Annotated in this window: 10 protein-coding genes; 6 read left to right on the top strand and 4 right to left on the bottom strand. The window is 60.1% G+C overall.

What is annotated here, in order from left to right:
• Nucleotides 1-33 precede the first annotated feature (33 nt).
• From MUU53_RS22360 to MUU53_RS22345, 4 genes are read right to left on the bottom strand one after another with little or no spacing between them, the layout of a single operon-like run.
• Entirely contained in the window at nt 34-618 is a 585-nt protein-coding gene (locus MUU53_RS22360; protein WP_247262819.1) for a sarcosine oxidase subunit gamma family protein, read from the bottom strand.
• Nucleotides 611-3,574: a sarcosine oxidase subunit alpha family protein gene (locus tag MUU53_RS22355; RefSeq protein ID WP_247262818.1), complete on the bottom strand. Its 2,964-nt coding sequence runs from the start codon at nt 3,572-3,574 to the stop codon at nt 611-613. The genes MUU53_RS22360 and MUU53_RS22355 overlap by 8 nt, the downstream gene beginning before the upstream one ends.
• Entirely contained in the window at nt 3,571-3,843 is a 273-nt protein-coding gene (locus tag MUU53_RS22350) for a sarcosine oxidase subunit delta (RefSeq protein ID WP_247262817.1), read from the bottom strand. The genes MUU53_RS22355 and MUU53_RS22350 overlap by 4 nt, the downstream gene beginning before the upstream one ends.
• Nucleotides 3,844-3,865: 22 nt before the next feature.
• Nucleotides 3,866-5,116 (bottom strand): sarcosine oxidase subunit beta family protein, encoded by a 1,251-nt coding sequence (locus tag MUU53_RS22345; RefSeq protein ID WP_247262821.1) that lies wholly within the window; start codon nt 5,114-5,116, stop codon nt 3,866-3,868.
• A gap of 93 nt (nt 5,117-5,209) precedes the next feature.
• On the opposite strand from MUU53_RS22345, the gene MUU53_RS22340 reads away from it, so the two are divergent.
• The 6 genes from MUU53_RS22340 (at nt 5,210) to glnT (ending at nt 11,324) form a co-directional block, all read left to right on the top strand.
• Entirely contained in the window at nt 5,210-6,181 is a 972-nt protein-coding gene (locus tag MUU53_RS22340; RefSeq protein WP_377307224.1) for a GlxA family transcriptional regulator, read from the top strand.
• A 33-nt stretch (nt 6,182-6,214) separates the two neighbouring features.
• Nucleotides 6,215-6,874, top strand: a complete 660-nt coding sequence (locus MUU53_RS22335) for a helix-turn-helix domain-containing protein (protein ID WP_247262816.1) — start codon at nt 6,215-6,217, stop codon at nt 6,872-6,874.
• Between the two features lie 89 nt (nt 6,875-6,963).
• Entirely contained in the window at nt 6,964-7,869 is a 906-nt protein-coding gene (locus tag MUU53_RS22330; protein ID WP_247262815.1) for a class II glutamine amidotransferase, read from the top strand.
• 32 nt (nt 7,870-7,901) lie between these two features.
• Entirely contained in the window at nt 7,902-8,588 is a 687-nt protein-coding gene (locus tag MUU53_RS22325; protein WP_247262814.1) for a GXGXG domain-containing protein, read from the top strand.
• Between the two features lie 14 nt (nt 8,589-8,602).
• Complete coding sequence (locus tag MUU53_RS22320; protein ID WP_247262813.1) at nt 8,603-9,931, top strand: FMN-binding glutamate synthase family protein; 1,329 nt, start codon at nt 8,603-8,605, stop codon at nt 9,929-9,931.
• An 85-nt stretch (nt 9,932-10,016) separates the two neighbouring features.
• Nucleotides 10,017-11,324, top strand: coding sequence for a type III glutamate--ammonia ligase (gene glnT, locus MUU53_RS22315; RefSeq protein ID WP_247262812.1), 1,308 nt, complete (start codon nt 10,017-10,019; stop codon nt 11,322-11,324).
• Nucleotides 11,325-11,541 lie beyond the last annotated feature (217 nt).

Below are 11,541 nucleotides of genomic sequence, written 5' to 3'. Positions count from 1 at the left end.
TGAACTCCATCGAATCTCGCAAATCCGAAGGAATCATAACCTCTTGAAATCACCCACCTCTTTTTGAGGCAGCCTCTGAGGCATGCGGCACATCCGTTCGATCTCTTCGACAAGACTTTCCACGAAGCTTCGCAGGACGATGAGTTCGTACACATCGGGGCCTATACTGGTGAGGTGAACTCCGATATGGCCGAACAGCGTCATGGTGGATGCTTTCAGACCGGAGTGAAGATCGAGCCCCGTCGCATATCCCAGCATGGCTTGAACGTTTGGGCCCGCGAGTTCTAGTCGAACCCGGCCGTGGCTCTGGTCGACGAGGTCGACGGTATCGCGAAGCTCATGGGCAATCGCAGTTTGGTCCAGCGGATTGTTCGAGACCAGAAGCCACTGGCCGGGGCTGAAGTGACGGAGATCGACTGGTGAGCTCACGTCGATGCTTTGCCTGAGCCATGCTTCATCAACGGAGCCGGGACGCGACAGCAATTGTACCAGCGCGCCGCCCGTTCGAAGGGTCATCCGGGTCCCGTCGTCCAGAGTGCGGTCACGCTTTTCGACCGGCGCGCGGCGTTCTATGCTGGTGGACTTTCTGAGATCCATGGAAGCGGTCTGTTCAGACATGAAGTTTCTCGCTGCGGGGGTCAACAAAGACGGGGCTGACCAGTCGCCCCATCGCGAACTCGTTGCGCAGGCCGTTCCAGATCTGGACCTCTTCGCCATGGCGGGAGGCTCCGCGCTTCACCAGGGCCAGCCCAATGGTCGAGCCTACATGCGGGGAGAAGCAACTCGAGGACACATAACCCTCGTCGTTTTCCAGTGTGGCGGCAGCATCCTTCTGCAGGATATGGGCGCCGGTGCGGAAGCTGTGGGCGGGATCGATTGGCACCACACCGACGAGCTGCAGACGGTCGGGATCGACGAGGCCCTCGCGGTGAACCATGTGCTTACCGATGAAATCGGGCTTTGTCGGGGAAACCATCTTTTCCATTCCGAGATCGGCCGGGACGACGGTACCGTTGATCTCGTTGTGCGTGACGTGACCTTTCTCGATCCGCAAGACCGAGAGTGCCTCGACGCCATATGCGCAGATGCCGTGCACCTTTCCGGCAAGCATGATCGCATCGGCGACGCTCTCGCCGCAATCGGCTGGAACCGCAAGCTCATAGGCTAGCTCGCCAGAAAACGAGATACGAAACAGTCGCCCCCTCAAGCGCCCACCCAACAGCGAGACCTCCCTTGCCGCGAGGTAGGGGAAGGCTTCGTTCGAGATGTCCTCGTCGACGAGTTGCTGGAGAACGGTACGGGCCTTCGGTCCGGCTATGGCCATTTGCGCCCATTGGTCGGTCACGGAGGCCAGCCGGACGTCGAGTTCGGGCCAGACTGCCTGGGCACAGAATTCGAGATGGTTCATGACGCCGGCTGCATAGGCTGTCGTCGTGGTCATGACGTAGCGGTTCTCGTCGATCCGGCTGGTCGTGCCGTCGTCATAGATGAAGCCGTCTTCGCGCAGCATAAGACCATAACGGGCCTTGCCGACCGGTAGCTTGAGGAAGCCGTTACAGTAGACGCGGTTGAGGAATTCGGCGGCATCCGCCCCGCAGATCTCGATCTTGCCGAGCGTGGAGACGTCGCAAAGCCCGACATTCTGCCTGACGGTCCTGACCTCCCGATCGACGCTTTGCCGCCAGTGTGTTTCGCCCGGCAGCGGAAACCAGCTCGAGCGGTACCAGAGGCCTGCCTCGACAAAGGTTGCGCCCCGGCGGGCCGCCCAGTCATGCAGGGGCGATTTGCGGACGGGCTGGAAGTGCTTGCCGACGGCCGCCCCGGCAAGGGCTCCAAAGGAGACGGGTGTGTAAAATGGCCGGAATGTCGTGGTGCCGACATCGGCGGGGGATATGCGTCTTGCTTCGGCCAGCAGGCCGATTGCGTTGACGTTGGACAGCTTGCCCTGATCGGTTGCCATGCCATTCGTGGTGTAGCGCTTGGCGAGCTCCACATGCCCATAGCCTTCCTGTACTGCAAGCCCAAGGTCCTTAAGATGCACATCGTTCTGGAAGTCGACGAAGGCCTTGGCTCTGATACCGGGAATGCACCAGAGCGGTTGAGCCGACAAGGATGCGACTGCCCCCTCGATTTCCGGAATATTGCAGGGCGAGGCAGAGATGCCAAGTTCGGCAAGCGCGGCGACTGATACCTCGCAGCCGGACCGCATGGCAGGATTGATGCCCCATACTCCAGCGGCTGCACCAGCGACATGCAGATCCTTTAGCCCATCCGGCACGAGGAAAGCGGCGTGCTCATTTGACCAACGAGGCTTGCCGCCGCGATGGCATGCGAGGTGGATTACGGGGGAGAAACCGCCTGACATCGCGAGATTATCTACGGCTATCCGCTCGCTCTGGCCCTCCCGCCAGATCTCGATGCCTTCGACCTTGCTTCGACCAAGCACATTCGAGACGAACCCGCCCCGGATAACGTGTGCGTTGCCAGCAAAGTCGAACCCGGCATCCCGGCGGCTGTCAATGATCGCCGCGACCTCGATACCAGCCTTTTCCAAATCCGATGCTAGGGCGTAACCGCTGTCGTTGGTCGTGAATATCGCTGTCTTCCTGCCCGGTGCGACGGCATGGCGATTCAGATAGGTGCGCATGGCACCGGCCATCATCACGCCCGGGACATCATTGCCGCCGAAAACGAGTGGCCGCTCCTCCGATCCCGTAGCGAGAACGGCTTTTCGTGCCGCAATCCGCCACAGCCGCTCGATCGGCTGGTTCGCATCCGGCGAGGCGACATGCTTCTGTACGCGCTCGACGGCACCGAAAACCTGGCCGTCATACCAGCCGAACACCGTGGTCCGGGGCATCAACGTTACATTGTCCAGCGAGCCAAGCTCGGCGAGGATGTTCGCGACATAGGCGGCAGCCGTTTGCCCGCCAAGGGTCGCGGTTTCACTCAAGAGGAAGCCGCCGGGCGTTGCGTTCTCATCAGCTAGGATGACGCGTGTACCAGTTCGGCCAGCGGTGAGCGCGGCCGCCAGTCCAGCAGCCCCGCCACCAACGACAAGAAGGTCACAATGAGCCCAGCATTTTTCATAGGCATCGGGATCGGCTTCGTGGGTCGCACGGCCGAGACCCGCCGCCTTGCGGATCACGGGTTCATAGAGCTTCTCCCAAAACTTCGCGGGCCACATGAAGGTCTTGTAGTAGAAGCCCGCCGAGAGGAAGGGCGACAACAGTCCATTGATGGCGCCGATGTCGTGGTCGAGGGACGGCCATCGGTTCTGGCTACGGGCCTCCAGCCCATCATAGAGTTCCTGCATCGGCGCACGGCTGTTCGGTTCAGTTCGCCCACCGCTGCCGATGGTCATCAGGGCGTTCGGCTCGGCGGCACCCGCCGTCAAGACGCCGCGCGGACGATGATACTTGAAGCTACGTCCGACGAGTTGCCTGCCATTCGCCAGAAGCGCCGAGGCCAGCGTGTCGCCCCTGAAGCCGCGCATGGCGCGTCCGTCGAATGTGAAGTTGAGCGGCACCGTTCGGTCGATCTGGCCGCCTTTTTCAAGTCGATACGAGCTCATGCTGTCACCGCCTTGACCTCTGCCGCGTCCCGGCAGGACGCCACCTCGTGGGTAACCGTGTTGCGTGCAACGACCAGCCAGCGACGGCAGCCGGATGTGTGGTGCCAGTATTCCTCATAGGCGCCCCTCGGGTTGTCCCGCAGATAGACGTAGTCGTGCCATGCCTGCGCACCGGCTTCGGCTTCTGGGCGCTGCAGGGCAGCTCCCTTCACAGTGAACTCTTCCTTGGGGCGTAGCCCGCAATGGGGGCAGGGTATACGGCTGGCCATGGTCGTTTTGCTCTTTGAAAACTCAGTGCAGGTTCGGCTGGGCCCCCTGGCCCTTCTCGTCGATCAGATAGCCACGCTGGAAGCGGTCCAGCCGGAAGGCTTTCGCGGTTTCATGTGGTTCGCCCTTTGCGATCAGATGGGCAAAGCAATATCCGGAGGCCGGCGTCGCCTTGAAGCCGCCATAGCACCAGCCGGCATTCAGATAGAGATTATCGAGATGGACGCGGTCGATGATCGGCGACCCATCCATGGACATGTCCATGATGCCACCCCATGAGCGCAACACCCGGATACGGGAGAGGGCGGGGATCATGGCTTTACCAGCCTCGGCGACATGTTCGACCGTGGCCAGATTTCCGCGCTGGGCATAGGAGTTGTAGCCGTCGATATCGCCGCCGAACACGAGCCCGCCCTTGTCGGATTGTGAGACGTAAAAATGTCCGGCACCGAAGGTGACGACGCTGTCGATGAAGGGCTTGAGCCCTTCCGAGACGAAAGCCTGCAGCACGTGGCTCTCGATCGGCAGTTTTAGTCCCGCCATCCCTACGACCTGGGAGGAATTGCCAGCCGCTGCCAGCGCAAGCTTGCCGCAACCGATGAAACCACGCGTCGTTTCGACACCGACAGCTTTTCCACCCTCGCGGCGGATGCCGGTGACCTCGCAATTCTGCAGAATGTCGACGCCATGGCTGTCGGCACCGCGCGCATAACCCCAGGCCACGGCATCGTGGCGCACCGTGCCGCCGCGCCGCTGTAGAAGACCGCCCTGGATAGGGAAGCGGGCATTGTCGTAGTCGAAGAAGGGCAGCATCGCGCACACCGCCTCACGGTCCAGAAGCTCCGCATCCACGCCATGCAGCCGCATCGCATTGCCGCGTCTGGTATAGGCGTCGCGTTGCGCATCCGAGTGAAACAGATTGAGCACGCCGCGTTGTGAGACCATGGCGTTGAAGTTGAAGTCCTGCTCCAGGCCCTCCCATAGTTTCATCGAGAACTCGTAGAAAGGGTTGTTGCCCGGCAGCAGATAGTTGGAACGGATGATCGTGGTGTTCCGGCCCACATTGCCCGAACCGATATAGCCCTTCTCGACCACGGCGATGTTGCGGATCCCGAATGTCTTCGACAGGTAATAGGCCGTTGCCAATCCGTGGCCGCCGCCGCCAACAATGATTACGTCGTAATGCGCCTTCGGCTCCGGCTGGCGCCAGTGGGCTGCCCAATTGCGGTTGCCGAAGAGCCCGTTGAGAAAGATCGAAAGTGCCGAATATCGCATCCGCATTCGCCCGTTTCATGAACTGCGCCCAGCTTAGGAGCTGACTGAAAACTTAAATTGCACAGACGAGCCATTTTTCGCTAAATTGGAGACATGATGGTCTCCACTTCGCAAACCCAGCGCTATGGCTTCCTGCTGGTCTCGAATTTTGCACTGATGTCTTACGCCTCCGCGACGGAGCCGCTTAGGGCCGCAAATCTGATTGCGCAGACCGCGCTCTATGAGGTGGTTCCTCTGTCCATCGGCGGCAATCCGATTCCATCGTCCTCGGGGTTCGAGTTTCCCTGCCAGGATTTCGCCGCTGCCGGTGCGCTCTGCCATACCGTTTTCGTTGTCGCGGGCGGCAACCCCGAGGACTGGACCGGCTTGGCGGCTCTTCAGCCGGTGCTACGGCGCCTCGCCCGTCAGGGCGTGCGGATCGGCGGTATATCCAGTGGCTCCTTCATTTTGGCCGGTGCCGGATTGCTCGATGGTCGCGACTTTACCATTCACTGGGAACATGCGCCGGCCTTAAAAGAAGCCTTTCCGCATCTTTCGCCGCGTCAGGCCCGTTACGTCATCGATGGTGACCGGGTAACTTGCGGCGGTGGTGTGGCGCCGCTCGACCTGATGCATGCCGTGATCGCCAGCCGGATGGGCGCAGCTTTTGCGCGCCGTGTCAGCGACTGGTATCTGCATACAGCCATTGCCGAACCAACCGCGCCACAGAGAGGCTCGTCGAGCGAACGTTTTGGGACCCATCACCCCACGCTGATCACCGTGCTAGAAAAGATGGAGGCGACCGTCGAGCAGCCGCTTGATCGGCGCAGCATGGCGCGGCTTGCATCCGTCAGTTCCCGGCATCTCGACCGGTTGTTCGCCAAGCATCTGGGAGTGAGTTTTCATGAAACATACCGGCGCATCCGGCTTGATCATGCCCGGCGCCTGCTGGAGCAGAGCCCGCTATCTCTGTCGGAACTTGCTTTCGCCACCGGCTTTTCGAGCGCCTCGCATTTCTCCCGCGCCTTCAAAGACCATTTTGGCCTCACGCCAAAATCCGCTAGAGCAAACAAGCGTATGGCTTGACCATGCGGCTCGTAATTGAGAGGAAGAGGCGAGATGGCGAAGAGTGGGAAACAAACGGCCAACCCTGAAAAAGTGCTGCTTGCCCAGGATCCACATGCCGTTCGCGAGCCTCGCGCCAACAATTTGGAAATGGCTATCGGCCATGAGGTGAGGACCTATCGCAAGAAGCTGGGCATCACCGTTGCCGATCTGGCCCAAGCCACCGGCATGTCCGTCGGTATGCTGTCGAAGATTGAGAACGGCAACATTTCGCCTTCGCTCACTACCTTGCAGGCTCTTTCCAAGGCGCTCGGCGTTCCGCTGACGGCCTTTTTTCGGGGCTTCGAGGAGCCGAAGTCTGCGAGCTTCGTCAAGGCCGGTGAGGGCGTCAATATCGAACGCCGTGGGACCCGCGCCGGCCACCACTACAGTCTGCTGGGGCACATCGAGAACAATACGTCCGGCGTGATCGTCGAACCCTACCTGATCACGCTCAATGCCTCTTCCGACATCTTTCCGACCTTTCAGCACGAGGGCATGGAGTTCCTCTACATGTTGGAGGGCGAGGTGGTGTACCGGCATGGAGACAGCCTTTACCACATGGAAGCCGGCGATAGCCTCTTCTTCGATGCCGATGCCCCACATGGGCCCGAAGAACTGGTCAAATTGCCTGCGCGCTATCTGTCGATCATATCCTATCCGCAGCAGCGATAGTTGCCTTAAAGGAAAAATTTATTCTTTTGGATTGATTTTGAGATGTGCCGCTGCTAAGTCTATCTCCAACGAAAATGGAGATCAGGTTCATGTGCGGCATTGTGGGATTGTTCCTGAAGGACAAGGCGCTGGAACCCCGTCTGGGAGATCTGCTGTCGGATATGCTGATTACCATGACCGACCGCGGACCGGATTCCGCCGGCATCGCGATCTATGGTGGCACGACCGCCGGTAAGGCCAAGTTGACGGTCCAGTCTGCTGATCCGGCCAGCGATTTCACAGACCTTGGCTCCGATCTGGCGACAGCCGACATTGACGCTGCCGTTACGATCAAGAGCACGCATGCGGTCATCGAGATCGCGGCGTCCAAGCTTGGCGAAATCCGTGCAATCCTGTGCGATATTCGCCCCAACATCCGCATCATGGGATCCGGCGAAAGCGTCGAGATCTTCAAGGAAATCGGCCTGCCAAAGGATGTCGTCTCCCGCTTCGACGTCCGTTCCATGGGCGGAACGCACGGCATTGGTCATACCCGTATGGCGACCGAGAGCGCCGTCACGACGTTCGGCGCCCATCCTTTCTCTACCGGTGCCGACCAATGCCTAGTGCATAACGGTTCGCTGTCGAACCACAACAATCTACGCCGCGAACTTGTGCGCGAAGGCATGACCTTCGAAACCCAGAACGACAGCGAGGTCGCCGCTGCCTATCTCACTGCCGAAATGGCAAAGGGCAAGGATCTCCGACAGGCTCTGACTGGTGCACTGGATGATCTCGACGGATTTTTCACATTCGTCGTTGGAACTAAGTCCGGCTTTGGTGTTGTCCGCGATCCAATCGCCTGCAAGCCCGCCGTCATGGCCGAGACCGACCAGTATGTCGCCTTCGGCTCCGAGTACCGCGCGCTGGTCAACCTACCCGGTATCGAAACTGCCCGCGTATGGGAGCCTGAACCGGCAACCGTCTACTTCTGGGATCACGAAAAAGCCGCCTGACGTCCGGTCCTCACGATACGAAAGCTGTCACCATGCCCGTCTTCGATCTCTCCCAAACCCCCTTGCGGGAGCTCAACAGCGCCCTGCACACACTCGGCGCTGGCGCAAATGATACCGCGTTCGAAGTCGTCAATCCGCGCGGCCACCATGCGGTTGCCGTGGGTATCGATACGTCTGTTGTGGTCGAGATCAAAGGCTCGGTTGGCTATTACTGCGCTGGCATGAACGACGGCGGCACGGTCACCGTGCACGGTTCTGTCGGACCTGGTGTGGCAGAAAACATGATGTCCGGCACCGTGATCATCGAGGGCGATGCCTCGCAATATGCCGGCGCCACCGGCCGTGGCGGCCTACTCGTCATCAAGGGAAATGCTGCGTCCCGTTGCGGCATCTCGATGAAGGGCATCGATATCGTCGTCAAAGGCTCGATTGGCCATATGTCGGCCTTCATGGGGCAATCCGGCCACCTCGTCGTCTGTGGCGATGCCGGTGAGGCATTGGGCGACAGCCTCTACGAAGCGAAGCTTTTCGTGCGCGGCTCGGTGAAAAGCCTCGGCGCTGATTGCATCGAAAAGGAAATGCGTCCCGAACATCTCGCAAAACTCGCGGAGCTGTTGGGTAAGGCTGGGATTACCGACGTTAAGCCGGAAGAGTTCAAACGGTATGGTTCGGCCCGCAAGCTCTACAACTTCAACATCGACAATGCCGACGCGTATTGAGGCGAGGAAAAGCCATGAGCTACCACAACCCGTTTACCCCGCCGCGCAAGTCCGCCACCTTTGACGACCATACGCTGGCGGAGATCCGCCGTGCAGCGGCAACCGGTATCTACGACATCCGGGGCGGCGGCACGAAGCGTAAGGTTCCGCATTTCGACGACCTGCTCTTCCTCGGTGCATCGATTTCGCGTTATCCGCTCGAAGGCTATCGCGAGAAGTGCGACACCTCCGTCGTGCTCGGTACACGCTTTGCCAGGAAGCCGATTCACCTGAAGACCCCGATCACCATTGCAGGCATGTCCTTTGGTGCACTGTCCGGTAATGCCAAGGAAGCGCTTGGCCGTGGTGCCACGATCGCCGGGACCTCGACCACCACCGGCGACGGAGGGATGACGGACGAGGAGCGCGGCCACAGCCAGACGCTCGTTTATCAGTATCTGCCCTCGCGCTATGGCATGAACCCGAAAGACCTGCGCCGCGCCGATGCAATTGAAGTGGTGGTTGGCCAAGGGGCGAAGCCCGGCGGCGGCGGCATGTTGCTCGGCCAGAAGATCTCCGACCGTGTGGCCCAGATGCGCAATCTGCCCAAGGGCATCGACCAACGCTCCGCCTGTCGTCATCCCGACTGGACCGGCCCCGATGATCTCGAAATCAAGATCCTCGAACTGCGGGAGATCACCGACTGGGAGAAGCCGATCTATGTGAAGGTTGGCGGCGCACGCCCCTATTACGATACGGCCCTTGCGGTGAAAGCGGGTGCTGATGTGGTCGTTCTCGACGGGATGCAGGGTGGAACGGCTGCGACCCAGGACGTCTTCATCGAAAATGTCGGCATGCCGACGCTTGCGTGTATTCGCCCGGCCGTCCAGGCATTGCAGGATCTTGGCATGCATCGCAAGGTGCAGTTGATCATCTCGGGCGGCATCCGCTCCGGCGCCGATGTGGCGAAGGCGCTGGCGCTCGGTGCGGACGCAGTGGCAATTGGCACGGCTGCCCTGGTCGCGATCGGCGACAATGATCCAAGATGGGAAGAGGAATACCAGAAGCTGGGCACAACGGCCGGTGCCTATGACGACTGGCACGAAGGCAAGGATCCGGCAGGCATTACCACGCAGGATCCGGACCTCGCCGCTCGCCTCGACCCGATCGCCGCGGGACGCCGACTTGCCAACTATCTCAAAGTCATGACGCTGGAGGCCCAGACGATTGCGCGCGCTTGCGGCAAGAACAAGCTGCACAACCTTGAGCCGGAAGACCTCTGCGCGCTGACAATGGAGGCCGCCGCCATGGCGCAAGTGCCGCTCGCTGGCACCAGTTGGTATCCCGGCAAAGGAGGCTTCTAAAACCTGATGGCCGCATCCGACTCCCACGGATGCGGCGATTTTCTTCCAACCAATGTGTCTCAATCCATAAAAACAGGGGAACGACGTGACACAGGATCTCGCAAGCTTCGCCGCCGAGCGCGGCATCAAATACTTCATGATCAGCTATACGGACCTCTTCAGCGCTCAACGCGCCAAACTGGTGCCAGCGCAGGCAATCGCTGATATGCAAAAGGACGGCGCCGGCTTTGCGGGCTTCGCTACCTGGCTCGATCTGACACCGGCTCATCCCGACCTTTTCGCCATTCCAGACGCCTCTTCGGTCATCCAGCTGCCTTGGAAGAAGGACGTCGCCTGGGTTGCGGCCGACTGCGTGATGGACGACAAACCAGTTGAGCAGGCGCCGCGCGTGGTCTTGAAGAAGCTTGTGGCGGAGGCTGTCGAGCATGGTCTGCGGGTCAAGACCGGCGTCGAACCAGAATTCTTCCTGATTTCTGCCGATGGCGAGAAGATCTCGGATGGATTCGATACCGCCGAAAAGCCCTGTTACGACCAGCAGGCTCTGATGCGCCGCTACGATGTGATCGCGGAGATTTGCGACTACATGCTGGAGCTCGGCTGGAAGCCTTATCAGAACGATCACGAGGATGCGAACGGCCAGTTCGAGATGAACTGGGAATATGACGACGCCCTCCAGACGGCTGACAAGCATTCCTTCTTCAAGTTTATGGTGAAGTCCGTTGCGGAGAAGCATGGCCTTCGCGCCACCTTCATGCCGAAACCCTTCAAGGGTCTGACCGGGAATGGCTGCCACGCGCATATCTCGGTCTGGGATCTTGAGGGCAGAGTCAACGCTTTCGCCGATAAAGACATGCCGTTCGGCCTTTCGGAGAAGGGCAAGACCTTCCTCGGCGGCATCATGAAACATGCCTCCGCGCTTGCCGCGATCACCAACCCGACTGTTAACTCCTACAAGCGCATCAACGCCCCGCGTACCGTCTCCGGCGCCACCTGGGCTCCGAACACGGTGACCTGGACCGGCAATAATCGCACCCATATGGTGCGCGTGCCTGGTCCCGGCCGCTTCGAGCTGCGCCTGCCGGATGGAGCGGTCAACCCCTATCTGCTGCAGGCGATCATCATTGCGGCTGGTCTGAGTGGCCTGAAAAGCAATGCAGATCCGGGCCCGCATCACGACATCGACATGTATCGCGATGGCCATCTGGTGAAGGATGCCCCGCGTCTGCCACTCAACCTGCTCGATGCGTTGCGTGCCTACGAGAAGGATGAGGATTTGCAGACCGCCTTGGGGCACGCTTTTTCTGCCGCTTATCTCAAGCTCAGGCATGGCGAGTGGAACGCCTATTGCTCTCAGTTCACTGCCTGGGAGCATCAGACGACGCTCGACGTCTGATGCTCCGCGCTGACAGAGCCATATCATTTGCCAGTCCGGCTACGGCTCTGCCGCCGTGATCAAGCTTCAACACTGACCGATTGGAACCCGCGAAAGGCGGTGATACCGCCTGTCCGCATCAACGTTTCAGGAATCTACTCATGAATTTCGTCCTGACCGTAACCTGCCCCACCGCTCGCGGTATCGTGGCCGCGCTCTCGGGTTATCTGGCGGAAAA

The organism is Affinirhizobium lemnae (assembly GCF_022968395.1).
Taxonomy (GTDB): domain Bacteria; phylum Pseudomonadota; class Alphaproteobacteria; order Rhizobiales; family Rhizobiaceae; genus Neorhizobium; species Neorhizobium lemnae.
Note: the sequence above shows the minus strand (reverse complement) of the source record. Positions and strands in the feature narration are given on the sequence as shown.